This is a genomic window from Paenibacillus sp. PK1-4R (genome assembly GCF_030369595.1).
Classification (GTDB): domain Bacteria; phylum Bacillota; class Bacilli; order Paenibacillales; family Paenibacillaceae; genus Paenibacillus.
This window is the reverse complement of sequence record NZ_CP126535.1, coordinates 4,566,899-4,582,347: the sequence shown is the minus strand read 5'-3', so window position 1 is coordinate 4,582,347 and position 15,449 is coordinate 4,566,899. Positions and strand designations below refer to the sequence as shown.

At 39.3% G+C, this 15,449-nt stretch carries 17 protein-coding genes and 2 pseudogenes; 15 read left to right on the top strand and 4 right to left on the bottom strand.

From position 1 onward, the window contains the following. The first annotated feature begins 186 nt into the window (after positions 1-186). The gene (locus QNO02_RS19910) at positions 187-1,074 is read left to right on the top strand and encodes a cell wall hydrolase (RefSeq protein ID WP_256332217.1); all 888 of its coding nucleotides are present in this window, start codon (positions 187-189) and stop codon (positions 1,072-1,074) included. A 157-nt stretch (positions 1,075-1,231) separates the two neighbouring features. Here the strand turns inward: QNO02_RS19910 and QNO02_RS19905 are convergent, their stop codons facing one another. Then, a complete protein-coding gene (locus QNO02_RS19905) occupies positions 1,232-2,002 on the bottom strand; it encodes a hypothetical protein (RefSeq protein ID WP_091028703.1) in 771 nt (256 codons plus the stop codon). A 231-nt stretch (positions 2,003-2,233) separates the two neighbouring features. Here QNO02_RS19905 and QNO02_RS19900 point away from each other — a divergent pair, with 231 nt between their 5' ends. The 6 genes from QNO02_RS19900 to yaaA all read left to right on the top strand — a co-directional run bounded on the left by QNO02_RS19900 (position 2,234) and on the right by yaaA (position 5,800). Continuing rightward, a complete protein-coding gene (locus QNO02_RS19900) occupies positions 2,234-2,518 on the top strand; it encodes a DUF3139 domain-containing protein (RefSeq protein WP_091028705.1) in 285 nt (94 codons plus the stop codon). Positions 2,519-2,826: 308 nt separating this feature from the next. Then, positions 2,827-3,258, top strand: a complete 432-nt coding sequence (locus tag QNO02_RS19895) for a hypothetical protein (protein WP_091028707.1) — start codon at positions 2,827-2,829, stop codon at positions 3,256-3,258. A gap of 196 nt (positions 3,259-3,454) precedes the next feature. Further along, complete coding sequence (locus QNO02_RS19890) at positions 3,455-3,601, top strand: hypothetical protein (RefSeq protein ID WP_289389760.1); 147 nt, start codon at positions 3,455-3,457, stop codon at positions 3,599-3,601. A 218-nt stretch (positions 3,602-3,819) separates the two neighbouring features. Further along, positions 3,820-3,978, top strand: coding sequence for a DUF8570 family protein (locus QNO02_RS30415; RefSeq protein ID WP_176872558.1), 159 nt, complete (start codon positions 3,820-3,822; stop codon positions 3,976-3,978). Then, positions 3,956-4,834, top strand: coding sequence for a prohibitin family protein (locus tag QNO02_RS19885; protein WP_091028709.1), 879 nt, complete (start codon positions 3,956-3,958; stop codon positions 4,832-4,834). Before QNO02_RS30415 ends, QNO02_RS19885 begins: the two co-directional genes overlap by 23 nt. Positions 4,835-5,047: 213 nt before the next feature. Then, positions 5,048-5,800, top strand: coding sequence for a peroxide stress protein YaaA (gene yaaA / locus QNO02_RS19880; protein WP_091028711.1), 753 nt, complete (start codon positions 5,048-5,050; stop codon positions 5,798-5,800). 657 nt (positions 5,801-6,457) lie between these two features. On the opposite strand, the gene QNO02_RS19875 is transcribed toward yaaA, so the two are convergent. Beyond that, complete coding sequence (locus tag QNO02_RS19875; protein ID WP_256332218.1) at positions 6,458-7,216, bottom strand: SDR family NAD(P)-dependent oxidoreductase; 759 nt, start codon at positions 7,214-7,216, stop codon at positions 6,458-6,460. Between the two features lie 213 nt (positions 7,217-7,429). Here QNO02_RS19875 and QNO02_RS19870 point away from each other — a divergent pair, with 213 nt between their 5' ends. Beyond that, the gene (locus QNO02_RS19870; RefSeq protein ID WP_091028713.1) at positions 7,430-8,317 is read left to right on the top strand and encodes an AraC family transcriptional regulator; all 888 of its coding nucleotides are present in this window, start codon (positions 7,430-7,432) and stop codon (positions 8,315-8,317) included. A 462-nt stretch (positions 8,318-8,779) separates the two neighbouring features. Here the strand turns inward: QNO02_RS19870 and QNO02_RS19865 are convergent, their stop codons facing one another. Beyond that, a complete protein-coding gene (locus tag QNO02_RS19865; protein ID WP_289389758.1) occupies positions 8,780-9,256 on the bottom strand; it encodes a DUF4879 domain-containing protein in 477 nt (158 codons plus the stop codon). Positions 9,257-9,864: 608 nt separating this feature from the next. Here QNO02_RS19865 and QNO02_RS19860 point away from each other — a divergent pair. From QNO02_RS19860 to QNO02_RS19840, 5 genes and pseudogenes are all read left to right on the top strand, one after another. Next, a pseudogene (locus QNO02_RS19860) lies at positions 9,865-10,125 on the top strand (WXG100 family type VII secretion target); the annotation flags it as partial. 540 nt (positions 10,126-10,665) lie between these two features. Further along, positions 10,666-11,073 (top strand): annotated as a pseudogene (locus tag QNO02_RS19855) (IQM protein middle domain-containing protein); the annotation flags it as partial. Between the two features lie 25 nt (positions 11,074-11,098). Further along, positions 11,099-11,479 carry a hypothetical protein gene (locus tag QNO02_RS19850; protein WP_091034823.1) on the top strand — a complete coding sequence of 127 codons (381 nt, stop codon included), beginning with the start codon at positions 11,099-11,101 and terminating at the stop codon, positions 11,477-11,479. Positions 11,480-11,789: 310 nt separating this feature from the next. Beyond that, positions 11,790-12,119: a hypothetical protein gene (locus tag QNO02_RS19845; RefSeq protein ID WP_091034825.1), complete on the top strand. Its 330-nt coding sequence runs from the start codon at positions 11,790-11,792 to the stop codon at positions 12,117-12,119. A 280-nt stretch (positions 12,120-12,399) separates the two neighbouring features. Continuing rightward, on the top strand, positions 12,400-12,642 hold the full coding sequence (locus tag QNO02_RS19840) for a hypothetical protein (RefSeq protein ID WP_091028723.1): 243 nt from the start codon (positions 12,400-12,402) through the stop codon (positions 12,640-12,642). Positions 12,643-12,841: 199 nt separating this feature from the next. Here the strand turns inward: QNO02_RS19840 and QNO02_RS19835 are convergent, their stop codons facing one another. After that, positions 12,842-13,354 (bottom strand): GNAT family N-acetyltransferase, encoded by a 513-nt coding sequence (locus QNO02_RS19835; protein ID WP_289389756.1) that lies wholly within the window; start codon positions 13,352-13,354, stop codon positions 12,842-12,844. A 688-nt stretch (positions 13,355-14,042) separates the two neighbouring features. On the opposite strand from QNO02_RS19835, the gene QNO02_RS19830 reads away from it, so the two are divergent. Beyond that, a complete protein-coding gene (locus QNO02_RS19830; RefSeq protein WP_091028726.1) occupies positions 14,043-14,879 on the top strand; it encodes an ATP-grasp domain-containing protein in 837 nt (278 codons plus the stop codon). A 263-nt stretch (positions 14,880-15,142) separates the two neighbouring features. Beyond that, on the top strand, positions 15,143-15,424 hold the full coding sequence (locus QNO02_RS19825) for a DUF6809 family protein (protein ID WP_091028729.1): 282 nt from the start codon (positions 15,143-15,145) through the stop codon (positions 15,422-15,424). Positions 15,425-15,449: the final 25 nt, after the last annotated feature.

Here is a 15,449-nt window from a genome sequence, read left to right as displayed (position 1 = left end):
GCATGACCATGGTGTGACCATGGGCTCATGCCTCTTTTTGTTATGTTCGGTGTCGTTTTTTCACTGCGTCATCGGTCCGATAGACTTCATTTTTTCTATATCCTATAATGACACTCGGGATGTCCAACCGTGAGGATTCAGGAGGAAGATGTGGGATCTGGATTCAGAAAAGTGGAGGTTAATGGAATGATGAAGAACAATATTGGAATGGATCAACCGAATGAAATGAATGAAAAGAATATGATAATTGAATTAGATAGCGTGAGTGAGATGAAAGAGATGAAGGTGGTTAGCCATATGAACAGTAATGAACGCACTACAGTTGATAGCACGAATGAGGGGGTAGATCTGTTAACGATTGCTGACAACATGGAGCCTATCACTGTCAGTCGGAAAGTCACTCATGGAAAGGGGAAAATGGCTGGCAAAAGAGCAGGGCGGGTCAGCATGCTCCTCGGTGCCTGCGCATTGACTCTGGGATTGACCGTGGCAGCTCCTTCTGCGGGAGCACAGAAGTTGGAACAGGGCGTTCGTAGCGAACATGTGCTGCAATTGCAGGAGCAATTAAGCGATCTGGGCTACTTCAATGCTGGAATGACTGGATATTACGGTACCATCACCAAAGGTGCTGTCCGCAAGTTCCAGCAGGCGCAGGGACTGAGTGCAGACGGCGTTGCAGGTCCAGCGACGCTGAACAGGCTGAACAAAAAGGCCAAAGCAGAGGGCGAAACGCTGCGCCAGTTGGCGAAGCTGATCCATGGTGAAGCGCGCGGAGAATCTTTTGAAGGGCAAGTCGCTGTAGGAGCGGTTGTGTTGAATCGGGTACATTCAAGTGAATTCCCATCGTCTATTTCGAAAGTTATTTTCCAGAAAGGGCAGTTCACGGCTATAGACGATGGCCAGTTTAATACCAAGCCAACCCAGACCTCTTACAGGGCTGCTCGCAAAGCTTTGAATGGCGCTGATCCGACGAACGGAGCGCTCTATTATTACAATCCGAAGATTGCCACTTCGGTGTGGAGTAAGAGCAGGCCGACGCTTCTGACCATTGGGCAGCATGATTTTACGAGATGAGATAGTTTGAGTTATTAGATAGAGCAAAGGTATTTTCTTAATACAACAAGGAACCCCGGCTGTATGCTGCTCATCTGCAGGTACGTGGCCGGGGTTTAATAATTATCATATCGTGTAAAAATGATATCCTATTATTGAAGCAAATATAAGTTTAATATTACTTCTGGACCGTGAAAGGGATAATCAACGAAGTAGGCTCTACAATGGTTTCTCCAGTGTCATAGTCATAGATTCTATTGAAAACCAATTCAAGGGATTCCAGCTTGTCGGGATCATCTGTATAGACTAAACCATAGCCCATATTATCCATAACTACGCCGTCATATTGATGATAAACATAGGGTTTTCTCATGAAATTACGATCTGCTGAGATAGGTTTACCCGTGTTTGGATGAATGGAATTCAAACCGTAAAATCCGATATTTTTATCCGTTGTATTTTCCACACTGTAGATGATTTTGATATACGTCATATCAGGACCGATATCTTCTTGATTCAGAATAGAAATGTTTTTACGGGTATCATCTGGAATATTACTAGCCTCTAATAATTGAGCATCCATCATATGAATAGTTAATGGGCCGAATTCAATACTTTGCTTCAGAGGGACAGTTTTTAACAATTTTAATTGTCCGCCGTAATCAAATGTACCTGTATCTCCGGGTTTGGATAGAAGCGGTGGTAGTGCGCTTTCCAAAAGCTTGTCCTGAAGAATTTTAGCGGCCTGCTCAAATTGATTATAGTCTGGATCAAATCCTTTGTATGTTAGTTCAGAACGGAAAGGCTTTAAACCGGATTCCAAGACAAGTTCAGAATAAGCAGGGTGAGGCTGTAACGGATTGAATTCCAGTTGTGTAGACGTGGCATTATTGGAGCTGTCTGAACCGCCCAAAAGTGCGAGAGCGAGCAGTAATTGAACAATAAACATAAGAAGCGGCACCCTTTCTCTTAGACCCTATTAATTTAAATACATTTTATTTATAATCATAACAAAACAGATCATGGTGACTCATGAGAATATCGACCAAACTTCAGATAATAACATATTGACAAGTTTTGATCTGATCTAGTAGCAAGGGCCTATTCCAAATAAGCGAGTTCAATCAGATTGGTGAATTTCGGATTATATAGAATATAATTAAAGTAAGGGTGAGTAGAAATGAAGTTACTAAAGGCCTCATTAATTATAATTGTACTAGTGGTCATTGCTTCTTTTTCATGGTATGGCTCTTATAAGAGTGACATGAAGAAGCTGGAGGATGAATTGAGAACATATTTAACCGCCGAAAAAGGAATAGATGAGAATACGATTATAAGCATCACCGCTCGTCGCAGCAAAATGCCGATGTATCCTGTTGTCGTCAAATTCAAGGACAATCCGCAGGAATATATCTACAACTATACAGATGAATGGATTCAGCTGACGCCTAATCCGAATGAATAAAGCAATCATACTTGCTAAGACAAAAGAAGATATTATGCTTCACCATTGGATTCGCCTGTCCAATCCTGGAAAATGGATAACGATAAAAACAACGGTAGATTAAGGATGGATTAACACGATGAGAATTATCATATTACCAGCTAAAAAGATGAAGATCGACATCGATCTTATGGCTATCGCGCAGATGCCGCAATTTATAAATTACTTATATTCAAACACGAAAAATACCTCAGCAGATCAAAGATTGGCTAACTAAAAAAGGGATTGGATTCAAGGGATTTTCAGATTAAAGATAAGGGGGATTTTGCATGTCTGTTTCAATATCCATTGAAATAAGTTTATCAAAGCAAATCTCAAGAATGACTATTCTTCGCAAACTCGAAGATTTCGGTTGGTCTTATAACGATCAAGGAAAAGTAACTTATCTACCAATTGGAGACGATAATGACTTTAATTGGCGGAGCAAATCAATTCCTCTAGAGGAGTTACTAAAGATTTTAGTCATAAAGGATAATAAAAGAGAATTAATTGGAGTGGCAATGACTTGGAAAGATACTGATGTAGGGGGAACATTTTTAATTGAAGAGAATGGTACCATACTTATGAGTCCTTATATCAATCGAAAAGTCCTTGATGTAGAAAGTTATAACAAAATAACTGACGTAAATTGGTATGTAACTAAACTAATACCTGTATTTGGTCAATTATTTGAGTCTATTTCTTATAATGAACATGTATAATTTCCTACGCTTAAACCTTGGGGCAATGTCCTTAAGGTTTTTTCTTTTTGGCCGATAGAATAGAAGTTTCTAAAAGGATCACTGATTGTACTTATATTAGTTGTCATAGCTTCTGTCACATGGTACGGCTCATATAAAAAGGATATGAAGGAGCTTGAAGATGGTTTAAGAAACGTATTTAATCGTTGAAAAGAGTATGGATGAAGATGATATCATTAGCATCGCTGCTCGTCGCAGTAAAATGCCACAGTATCCTGTAGTCGTCATATTGAAGGACAATCCACAGGAAGTTGTATACACCCAGAGAGAAGAGCAATGGGTACAACTATGGCCTGATCCATAATAGCCAGATGAATTATTGATCACTTTCTTTTTATGGGAACAACCGGGTACTTGACGTCACTCACTCACCATTTTCTTCACTACTTAACCTATTAGTACTTCAAGCGCTAAACATCCTTGAAACCTAATACGAATTTACAAAGTATATATAAAGAAGGATATAATTAGTTACCATTTATAAATTTGTACTCGGTTACATCCATAGAGGGGAGGACGAATATGCCATTTATTGGGGGAATCATTTTAATTTTTATCCTAGCATTTATTCTATGGGCATTAATGATCCCGCTATTCAATAAAATAGGTAGTAGAATTCTGAAGAAATACAATAAATTCAAACAAGAGGAGAATGTTGATGAAAAATTCAAAGACGTTTAGGGTAGGGGCAATTGCGGTTGCATTAGTTATTATTGTGGGAGTGCTACTGGTGACCTTCTTTTTAACACGAATTCCTAATGGATATGTTGGGGTCGTTTATTCACCCAATGGAGGGGTAAAAGATAGTACACTGAGTCAAGGGTGGAAACTGGTTGGAGCGTTTGATAAAGTAACGAAATATCCGATCCGAATTCAAACGGTGGAATACAGAGACATTCAGATTGCAACTTCTGACGGAAAAAACATCACCATTGATTTTGCTTACAACTACCAGGTAGAACCAAGTAAAGTATCTTCTATATTCAATACATTTGGGCCAATTAGCATTCAAGAAATTGAGGATACATATCTCAAAACACGTTTCCGTGACGCAGCCCGTAAAGGAATTTCCAAGTTTACAGTCATTGATGTGTATGGTGAAAAGTCATCTGAGGCAGGCGTCGATGTGCAACAACGTTTCTCTGATGACGTTAAAGAGTTAGGTTTTATTGTATCCAACGTTACTGTAGGTGTTCCTCAACCTGATGCCAAGACTCAGGAAGCAATCGATAAGCGTGTCGAAGCTTCTCAAGAACTGGAACGTAAAACGACGGAACTCGAGATCGCCAAGAAAGAAGCAGAGCGCAAGCGCGTGGAAGCACAAGGTAATGCAGACAAACTATTGATCGAAGCAGAAGGTCAAGCTAAAGCCAACAAAGAGCTTCAACAATCCTTATCGAGTCAACTCGTTGAATATGAAACCATCAAGAAATGGGATGGAGCCCTTCCATATGTAAGTGGGTCAAATACGCCAATGATTCAATTGCCGACTACAAAAACAGAGCAAAATAGCAGCGCGGGGAGCGTATCTCCCTAATAGCGGTTTGAAATGCGAGCCTTGCTTTCTCACCAATCAAATTGTTGAATTCGAATGAACAAGCCGGTCCAATCTTGGGCTGACTTGTTCATTTTTGAGTCTTTACAAAGGTATCATGAGGATTTAGTTAAGCCTTGGCATTGGATTCGCCTGTCCAATCCTGTACAATGGATAACGACTAAAACAACGGTAGATTAAGGATGGATCAGCACGATGAGAATTATCATATCACCAGCTAAAAAGATGAAGATCGATACAGACCTTATGGCTATCGCGCAGATGCCGCAATTTATAAACGAGTCAGAACAGCTATTGAGTCTGCTTCAAAAGTTATCCTATGACGAACTCAAAGCGATGTGGAAGTGTAACGATGCAATCGCCGAACAGAACGTGGAGCGGATTCGGAATATGAATATAAAGGCAAATCTTACGCCAGCCATCTATGCCTATGAGGGCATACAGTATCAATATATGGCTCCGGGTGTTTTTCAAGATGAGGAACTGGCGTATCTTCAACAGCATTTACGTATTTTATCCGGTTTTTATGGCATGTTACGGCCTTTGGATGGCGTTACCCCTTATCGGTTGGAGATGCAGGGCAAGCTGCAAGGTCCAGGTTTCAAATCGCTCTATCAATTCTGGGGCAGCAAACTCGCAGATCAGCTTCAATCTGAAAGCAGTTGCATTCTGAATCTGGCTTCCAAAGAGTATAGCAAAAATATCACTCCTTTTCTGAGTAAGGAAACCCGGTTCATTACTTGTGTATTTGGACAAATGGTTGATGGGAAGATTGTTGAAAAGGCAACCCGGGCCAAAATGGCTAGAGGTGAGATGGTACGATATATGGCAGAGCGTAAAATTACAGATGTGAAGGATGTAAGAAGCTTTGATCGGTTAGAGTTTGTTTTCTCAGAAGAGAAATCGGATGAGAGTACGTATGTGTTTATATATACAGAGGAAAAGTAGTTTGTATTATGTGAGCAGATTATAATAAGAAGTGTTTTTTACTAAAAAGTCGCCATCCGGCGGCTTTTGTTGTATGCAGCAACCTTTTGGAGGATGCTCTTACGAGCATCACTTACTACCGAAAATTGACTATTTAATCAGAGTGATTCCAAATGTCATCGAAGTATAAAAGGAAAATAACCTTATAATTGAGGACTAAATTACTATTACCGCTTTATCATTTTTCTGGTCCTATGGTTTGCGCTTGGAACCATGATGCCGACCAACGGTTACGCACTTTCGGATCCATCAACTTCCATAATAATGAACGAAAGTAGCCGTAGCGGTCTCAATACTTCTACGGAGCAGAGCGTAAAATATAGTGTGCAAATAGAAAAGGAAGACCCTTTCACAGCTTTCCCAAACCGATCTGGAGAAGTCTGTATCCGACGCATCTGATCGAATCGTTTAACAAGCAAATCAAGAATTACACGAACCGGAGAGAGCAATGTAATACTACTCTTACGAAAATAAATAAGGCTCATGGCCAAACACCATGAGCTAAACAAACCAAGTATAATCGAACGTAGCAGCTAGAAAAATGTTCTATAAGCAGAGCAATATCAGTGTGGAACTCCGCAGATATGCCGTTATTCACAGCGTGTTGTCTTTACATTTTTAAAGCAAATGTCCGCCAGACACTTCAATGTCCTGAGCTGTAACCCAGCCGAAATCATCGGACAATACATTCACAATGACCTTCGCAATATCTTCGGGTTGGCCTATTCTGCCAAATACAGATTGCTCAGCCAGTGACTTGATGAATTCGGGATGCTTATCGAATACTCCATCGCCAAAATTGCTGTGCGTAGGACCGGGAGAAACGGCGTTGACCCGAATGTTGCGAGGTGCAAGTTCTTTGGCGATATAACGAGTCCATGTGGAGAAGGCTGCTTTTAACGAACCGTAGGCAGAGTAACCTGGGAATGATTGGTTTTTGGATGAACTTGTGGTATTAACGATGGCTCCAGCATCATCCATGAATTGCACGAGGTGTTGTGTTAGAAAAACCGGTCCTTTAAAGTTCGTATTAAGAATCTTGTCGAAGTACTCTTCGCTCATCTCATTGAACATCATGGGTCCGCCAATACCTCCATTATTAACTAAGTAATCAAAAGTTGTTCTATCCCAAATGTCTTTGAGACATTTCTTAACTTCCAGGGAGAAACCTTCGAATGTTGATACTTGCGTCAGATCCAACTTCAGTGCTGCAGCCCGAACTCCATTATTCTTCTCAACTTCCTTAACGACAGCTTCTGCCCGCTCCTTATAAGAATTGTATGTGAGAATCACGCTAATTCCGCGCTTGCCCAGTTCAAGAGCCGTCGCTTTACCAATGCCATTACTTCCACCTGTTACGATTGCAATTTTCATCATATCCACCCTTTCTTGTGATCGATCTGGACTTTATTGTAGTCTCCTCTGCTGAAATTATATAGATCTAATAACACCTTATAATTGCCTAAAACCACCATGTTTAATTTTATGTAATTGTAATTTCCTTTGTTTTATATATAAGAAAAGCCTAAAAGTGCCGATTCATGTCGGTGTTGTGATGAGGAATACAGAGTCGTCTGATAAAATAGGTGTATGAATAAAATTATGGATGAAATTATAGATTTAATGAAATATGCAGGTACTCGACCGATTGCAACGGAAGTGCCGGGGCTGAGTATGATTAAGGGAGATATACCCGCACATCAGCTTGCAGCGCTATACGAGCCGATGATTGGGTTTACGGTTCAAGGAACAAAGATTCTTTCAATCGGGGAGCGCAGTATTACCTTGGGGGGACCCTCATATTATGTTCTGCCGGTACATGTTCCCGCAACGGCGAGGGTATATCCAGACCCTAATGGCGGTCCTTACATGTCCCTTGGTCTTGCGTTGAATCAGAATGTCCTTCAAAGCTTATTAAGAGATCTGCCTGAAAATCTGATACCAACGTCATCGGAGCCGTTCGCAGCTTGTGAGATAGATATTGAATTTATGGAGGCATGGCTACGGTTATTGCGATTAACAAAGACAACAAGAGATATTCCAGCTCTTGCGCCGGCCTATGAACGCGAAATCCTATATCGTGTTCTGATGGGACCACAAGGGTGGTATTTGAGGCAACTGGGTATGCAGGAGAGTAATTTTTCGAAGATTTCTCAAATTGTAAAATGGTTTCGCGATCATTTTATGAGTCCAATAGACGTCGGCGAGATGGCATCAAAATCTGGTATGGCTATAAATACTTTTCACCGGCAGTTTAAAAGTGCAACAGGGTTAAGTCCTATTCAATTTCAAAAGCAATTAAGGCTGTTGGAGGCTAGAAACCTCATTGCATTTGAGGGTTATACAGTAGCCGGTGCCGCATATCAAGTTGGCTATCAAAGTGCCTCACAGTTTAATCGAGAATACTCCCGTTTCTTCGGTCTATCTCCAGCTCGAGATACGGAGAAACTAAGACTAATCGAAAGCGCGAGGGATTAGTTAGCTGCCTCTACTAACTTGATGGTAGTGGGGAAGCATATGGTGTATGAGAAAAGACGCAGGGATGTATATCCCTGCGCCTGATCAAGAATCAAATCCGTGTCCATCAATCCAGATTGGATAAGGGATTGAAGCCACTGCTTGTTTCCTCTGCTTTGTTCCACGCATCCTTGACTTCTTGAGACCATTCTTCAAGGTCGCCTGAGAAAATGTACTAACATAATTGTTAGCAGAAGAGGGAGCTGTCACATCCAATTTAGGTGCGATCCGATTCGTATCCGAAGCTGATGAGCCTTTGGGCTTACTTCCCGTATTCCTCATGATAGAACCAGGATAGCCAATTCCTCCAATATTCAGATTACATCCTTCCTGTTAACGAACATTAATCCAAGCGGTCCACTGTGTTGGAATGTTAATGGAATAGACCGTACCTACAAATTGTCCGCCTGTTGTATTAGGGGATTAATAAACCCAAGAATGGGCAAAAGCATCTACGACACGATCACCGTCCAGATCAATAGCTTCAGACCAGTTGTTTGTCATAGTATTGCCAGCGAGTTTGCCGTAGTGACTACTGTCATAACCGATCTGGAACGTAATACACTGAATCCAAGCCCCACCATGATCATTGGTCGTGGAGAGCGGATTGTTATTAAAGCCGTAAATTTCTTGACCGCCATTAGGAGATACAACACCATATACATTAATGTGAGATACTTTCGGAGCAGGAGCAAACAGAACTGGACCACCCGCATTATCAGCCTTTTGCGATTCAAATTCAGCCTTAGCCGCTTTCACAGCTTCACGGAATTCTTTGGAATTAATAATTTCTTCCTTTGTCAACGGTTTGGCTTGAGTCACGTCACCGTCTGCATAAGCAGCAACATTAAACGAAAGCACTAGAACAAGAATAAGAGCTAAACTAAACAATTTTCTCATAGCAATCAATTCCACCTTTCTTGTTATGGGTATTTTTTTACAAAAACATGCGGTTACGATAAATAGACCTGCTTGCAGATTAAAGCCTCGTGCCCTCCTCTCTTATGAAAATGGTAGAACTCTACAGGCTAGAAAACTCTATGAAGTAGGAATGTATATATAAAATGAATGCCTGCCAATGGTTATGTGTTGCAGACAAAATGTAAATCTCATTTATACGCATTGATATCTTAGCTATGATAGACTCTGATACCCATCTTGAAAATATAAGATTCCAAAATAGATATTTAAATTGTAATATATTCCATTTATACAAACATATAGTACCTTTATGTATCACTTTAAGTCAAGTATTTCATTAATTCTATTATTTATTAAATCATGCTGCTCATCGCAGTAAATTGCCATAGTATCCTTTAGTCGTCAAAATGAAGGACAATCCTCAGGAACAATATATACCTACAAAGAGATCCTATGGGGCTGAAGGACGGATATAAATCATTCTGAGCGTAGGTTCATGCAGTGAAATCAGGAGGTTAGGCGGATGTATTGTACTAGTACTTCTGCTAACATAGGTTAATCATATATCAGATGAGCGGTGAAAACGGATGAGTACGATTAAGGTGAATCCTGAGCAACTACATCATGTAACCAATCAGGTGGATCAGGCCAGACAACAGTTGGAGCATATTCGCAGTGAACTGACGAGACAGATCATGTTCGTTCAGATGATGTGGATTGGGGCGACGCAGGAGCGATTCTACTATGAGTTTGAACAGTCGCGTCCTATATTGGATAAAGCACTGGAGAGTATGGTGGGCATCTCCAAGGAACTCAAGGAGATCGCTACGCGATTTGAGAATGTCGATGCTGAAAAGGTGAGTCTTGGAAGTGCTGTTGGCGCTGTGGGTGCGGGAGCAATGATGAAGACCTTGGGAAATGATGGGGGTCCGGAGGATAAAGGCTACCGGATGGCGCAAGTGAATGTGTATGGGAAGCTGATGTGGATGCCTGTTAACGAGAATGGTGTTACGGATCAGGCAGCCCTTCAGGCATATAAGAAGGATCAGGGGCATTTGGATATCAATCGGATGCAAGCTACGGATGCTGAAGCGCCAGGAGAAGATATTTATGCGATGCAGATCAAAGCCTTTGAAAATGGAATTCATCCCTTCACAGGTGAGCCTGTATCCGATAAGTATGCTCAGATGATGCTGACTTCTCTGAAATTCAGCCAACTATTTATGGCATTTCAGATGGTTCGCGGAAGTATGCCGGGTGGCAAAGGGCCGTTTCGCGTACCTTCTTCTCATCCAGCTGTGGCGAAGATTAAAAAGAATTTGGAAGCGGCTGAGGCAAGGAAAGGTAGTAAGATTAAGGGGACGGGTGATGTTAGACCTGTCGAAATCATTGAAAATAGATATCCAAATGAGATTCAGCAAGGAAAGAGTTTTGACTATGTTTTGAAGAATGGCCAAGTTAAGATTCGAGATGGAATTAAAGAGGTTGACTTTGTCATAGATGTAGATGGTAATTTAAATGTTGGAAGAGGACATTCTCATTTAGCAAATGGAGCTGATGTTCAAGCTGCTGGAAAACTAAAAGTCGATGCAAACGGAAATGTTAGAAGAATAACAAATGAATCAGGACACTATACACCAACAACTGAGCAGGCTAAAAAATATGAGCAGATATTCAATAGTGCTGGAATAAAGACAGAAAACGCTTGGTTAGAGATATATCAACTAGAAGTAACGAGAAGTGGTTATGTCGATATAGGGAAATTAAAGAAAGTATATTCAACTAAACTGAAATAATAGGGGAGATATTTTGACTACTCAAATGAACGAGGTAATTTTTTCGACTAATTTATCTAAAGCCGTTGATAAGATAAAAAAGGCAAAAAACATTACGAGCGATATCGTTAAGTTTATCATAGAGCCGGTTGAGGAACAGGGGAAAATGTTAGATGGTGGCGATGAAATGATGAAACGTCTTGTGTTATCTAAAGAGAATGTTGGTGGTAAAAAACTATTGTTAGAAGATGTTGTTGGGGTTTTAGGAGGTCTTTTTCCGAAAGCTCCTATATGGATTAATGTATCTTTTATAGAAATTGAAGGAGATACCGCTATCTTCAAGCTGGAAACCAGTTTGCGTTTTAGAAAACCGACTTTATTAAGAAATGCTGAAACAGGTCATGCTCCTTTTAAAGCTATTTTATAAAGTATGTGAAGATTGTCTAATATCTTTATGGAAATTTAAGTAGAGGCTACTTAATTAGTATTGATTCATCATTCAACAAATACAGCAGATTGATCGTGGTCAATATATCACCATGATTAATCTGTTCTTTTGTTATTTTCGTTTCTTTAATAGAAGAGAAGAGTACATTGGTGAACAGAAAAGAAAAGTGTGTTTTTACATGAAAGAAGATTTTCGAAATGTTTGCGATTTTGCACAGAAGATCGAGTTCTCAAAAGAGAAGAGTTTCCAGACTACAAATTTAGTGCTACTTTTGGAGGTGAATAAGTGCATGTCAATCAGTGCTGTAGTATATGAACCGCAAAATGATTTTGAACAGAGTTTCTTTGTTCCCATTGCTACAGAATCGTTTTTTAAAGAATGTTGGCAACCTGCGATTGAAGCACTGGGGTTACAATGGACAGACCTGTTTTCATCAGGTGTTGATGTAGAGGAGGAAGATATACCGTCAATTATTGAGGAACTAATTCAAATCAAAGATTGGGCGGTAAAAAACTTAACTGAGGAAAAAAGGGATAAAATGTTTGAAAGAATAACAATTCTTCAAAATAAATTGCCCCTAGCATTTCAACGTAAAGATGCTGTTGTTTTTATAGGATAGATAGGTTATTCGTCATGTTACAGTTTAATGGGACTACCCAGGGCAGAGTGAATCCATCATTCAATCATTCAATCAATAACATAAGCTCTGTATAAAGACATCATCAATTGAGTTGTACGCAGGAAAAGGCTTTGGGTTCATCCCTAATTAATGTTACTCTGTTACATCGAACAGGTCGATTATGGTTAGATATCACTATGATTGATCTGTTTTTTTGTTCCCTTGGTTCTTCTGCGTTTTTTAAGAAATGACTTGGACACAACTGATTGGAGATACGAACATGATTAAATATAGGTATACCATTGAATATAAAGAAGATTTCAACGAAGTTATCGTGGACTTAGGCATCGATTCATCGTTAAAGAATGGTTATCTGATTAGTAATTCTTTGGGATCGGATATATTTGGAGACTTCGCCACAATCCAGGAAGAGATCGGAAACTTAATCGAATTACTGAAAGGGAAAATAACGTTATATGAGGGTGGAGGGAATGTGAACTTAAATTACATTACATATACCTAGTTTGTTTCACTAAATGCGCGTAAGAACCAATTCATCTGCAATACTCAATGAGTTTCCCAAAGGAATAACATCAAGAGCGCGAAATTCAAAATATAAGGAACCTTAAAAGACAAAAAAAGCCTAACCCCTCAGTATCTTGAACGAGGAATTTGGCTTATGATCTTCAGCTTAAACAGCTGCATCCGATTGGTGATTAAAATTATGGTTTATTTGTCCATTTATAAGTAATGAATTTTAACATTTGGCCATTCATTTCAAATTCTTTATCACTAGTTTCTGTATGCTCGAATCCGTTTTGCTCTAAAACTTTTTGAGATGCTATATTGTTGGTGGTTGTTTTTGCCTTAACTTCTTTTATATCTAAATCAACTAACGTATTAAGTAATAATTTTAATGCTTTTTTAGCAACACCTTTTCCAGTGTGGATTTGTCCCACTCTATAGCCGAGAAATCCTATTTTATCGGAATCAATATCAACTAAATTTATTCTTCCAAGAATAGAGTTATTTTCGTCTTTTATTAGATAAAAAAAGGAGAGTCCTTTGACTTGTTCATCAAGTAGAGATTCATTCCTTACTTTAAAAACCTCAGGTATGTAATAATCATCTCCTCGAGACGGTACCATTTCCTCGAAAAAAGTTCTGTTTTCAATTTCGAATTCATACAAGCTTTCAATATCTGTGACTTTTAACTTTTCAATTACTAAATTCATGAATCTTTTCCTCCAATCAACTTTAATACAAAATACTACGATTTTGCTTCTGTAAACTATAATCTGCACCACGATTTCAGTTTGTTCTAATTCCACTTTTTGAATATATTGAAAATATTGAATTTAATGCAATTAAATTTTTGTAAAGCAAGTATAACATTCCTGTTTCGTTATTTAACATTATGGGCGATTAATGGGTATCAAAGCCCTAGTACATTTGAGCAATCTTTGGATGAACATCATGGAAACCTAGGCTCGAAGATGTGGGCGTATATTATGGGGCTTTTTGAACACTTGAGCAATTATATGAACAATGGATCTGCAGTACTATAATTACCTAATGTTGATAAGTTGACTTCTCAATTGACCGCAAGGAAATGGTCAATGACCAGTAAGGGGAAGATATTACTTTAAAAGTAAGAAAGACATGGGTGAGAATCGTTTGAATAAAAAAGTGACCTATTTTTGACCTGATTATGGCCACATGATGGCCTTTCGTTGGACTTTTCACGTGATATATTTGTATTGTGGAAATCGGGCGAGAATGAAACGTACAGCTGCAATAGCGGCATATGACTGGGGCGTTCCGCATCTCGCTTTTTCTTATTTTCTTTGAATAGGAGATTAACATCGTATAATATGTTAAGAATGGGTTAATAAAAAGAATACGAAAGTTAGGTGTTACTTTTTGAAGAAGTTGTTATTTGTAACAGACCTTTACTATCCAGCTAAAGGCAGAAACTATTATGAAGAAGACCTGTATCTCACTTCCAAACTTAGAGAAGAGTTCGACTTGATTATTTGCCATCCGGAGGATATCGAGAGCTTCGAGGATGTTGTCGATTTAATTGTCTTTCGAAATGCAGGTCCTGTTGCCAATTTTAAAGAAAAGTATCAAGCTTTTCGTAAGAGAATAGTAGACAAGCAACTAAATACTTACAATTCATTTAATGGCAAAGCAGATATGAATGGAAAAGAGTATTTGTTGGAATTAACAAATGTGAATTTCCCGGTTATACCCACCATAGATTCCGTTGAAAATGTTAAATTTCTACCCGAGGTAGAATACTTCATTGTCAAACCAAAAGATGGCGCTGATTCCATTGGCATGAAGAAAATTTCTAAAGAAGAACTAACTAATGAAATTGATAATGAGCAGCATAGTATTCTGGTGCAACCGTTTATCCCTTTTGAATACGAGGTATCCTTTTACTTCATTGACAAGGACTATCAGTACGCATTGTATGCACCGGATAAGGATAAACGTTGGGAATTGAAAGAATATACACCTACTGAACAAGATTTATCTTTTGCACAAAAGTTTATTGATTGGAATAACATTGACTACGGTATTCAACGTGTGGATGCATGTCGCACACTATCAGGAGAACTGCTATTAGTTGAACTGGAGGACTTGAATCCTTATCTGTCTCTGTTGGAAATTTCTTCTGAAACTCGCGCCGAGTTTATTCAAAACATGAAGGAATCCTTAATAAAAGCCCTTAGTATCAATCCTTTGGGATAAATGTATATCATTCAAATGATAGTAGCGAAATGATCATAAACATGTCGACTAAAGCCCCCCTCGTGGTGCTTTTTCTTTTGCCTTCATATGACAGAATGTGAGCCATTTGTGAGCGTTGACTACAGCAAGATAAGCTTCCTTTGGTGTTTGAGGTATGAGTTTAACTTTAACTTCGACTCAATAAAAAAACACTAGCGGTTTTCCCGCTAAATCCGCATTTCATCTCTTCCCTTGAGTTACAATCTTCCTGAGGTGACCTTACCATGAAGGATAATATGTCAAACCTGATCGAAGATTTGTTTCACGGGAACCTGCGGTTGGACGAGTCGATTCATCCTGAGCAGGCTGAGTATCAAGAGATCAATCGTCAAATATCGGACATGATGCAGAACTACAAAACAAATCTCACAGATACAGAATACGATGCTTTGGAACAACTGATCGACTTGATCGGACAGTCCACGTCGATGTATGTGGAAGCGGCATTCGAGCAAGGTTTTCGTACAGGCGGCAGACTGATGATTGAGGTTTTAGCCAAAACATAAGTATTTATCTATCTACCTCATAAGC

Bases quoted from the DNA above. Each gene is read 5' to 3' on its own strand.
- QNO02_RS19895 (WP_091028707.1), top strand. From the start codon at position 2,827: ATGTCTGTTTCAATATCCATTGAAATAAGTTTATCAAAGCAAATCTCA.
- QNO02_RS19865 (WP_289389758.1), bottom strand. From the start codon at position 9,256: ATGAGAAAATTGTTTAGTTTAGCTCTTATTCTTGTTCTAGTGCTTTCG.
- QNO02_RS19840 (WP_091028723.1), top strand. From the start codon at position 12,400: ATGATTAAATATAGGTATACCATTGAATATAAAGAAGATTTCAACGAA.
- yaaA (WP_091028711.1), top strand. From the start codon at position 5,048: ATGAGAATTATCATATCACCAGCTAAAAAGATGAAGATCGATACAGAC.
- QNO02_RS19875 (WP_256332218.1), bottom strand. From the start codon at position 7,216: ATGATGAAAATTGCAATCGTAACAGGTGGAAGTAATGGCATTGGTAAA.
- QNO02_RS19850 (WP_091034823.1), top strand. From the start codon at position 11,099: ATGAACGAGGTAATTTTTTCGACTAATTTATCTAAAGCCGTTGATAAG.
- QNO02_RS19910 (WP_256332217.1), top strand. From the start codon at position 187: ATGATGAAGAACAATATTGGAATGGATCAACCGAATGAAATGAATGAA.
- QNO02_RS19870 (WP_091028713.1), top strand. From the start codon at position 7,430: ATGAATAAAATTATGGATGAAATTATAGATTTAATGAAATATGCAGGT.
- QNO02_RS30415 (WP_176872558.1), top strand. From the start codon at position 3,820: ATGCCATTTATTGGGGGAATCATTTTAATTTTTATCCTAGCATTTATT.
- QNO02_RS19835 (WP_289389756.1), bottom strand. From the start codon at position 13,354: ATGAATTTAGTAATTGAAAAGTTAAAAGTCACAGATATTGAAAGCTTG.
- QNO02_RS19845 (WP_091034825.1), top strand. From the start codon at position 11,790: ATGTCAATCAGTGCTGTAGTATATGAACCGCAAAATGATTTTGAACAG.
- QNO02_RS19885 (WP_091028709.1), top strand. From the start codon at position 3,956: ATGAAAAATTCAAAGACGTTTAGGGTAGGGGCAATTGCGGTTGCATTA.
- QNO02_RS19890 (WP_289389760.1), top strand. From the start codon at position 3,455: ATGGATGAAGATGATATCATTAGCATCGCTGCTCGTCGCAGTAAAATG.
- QNO02_RS19825 (WP_091028729.1), top strand. From the start codon at position 15,143: ATGAAGGATAATATGTCAAACCTGATCGAAGATTTGTTTCACGGGAAC.
- QNO02_RS19905 (WP_091028703.1), bottom strand. From the start codon at position 2,002: ATGTTTATTGTTCAATTACTGCTCGCTCTCGCACTTTTGGGCGGTTCA.
- QNO02_RS19900 (WP_091028705.1), top strand. From the start codon at position 2,234: ATGAAGTTACTAAAGGCCTCATTAATTATAATTGTACTAGTGGTCATT.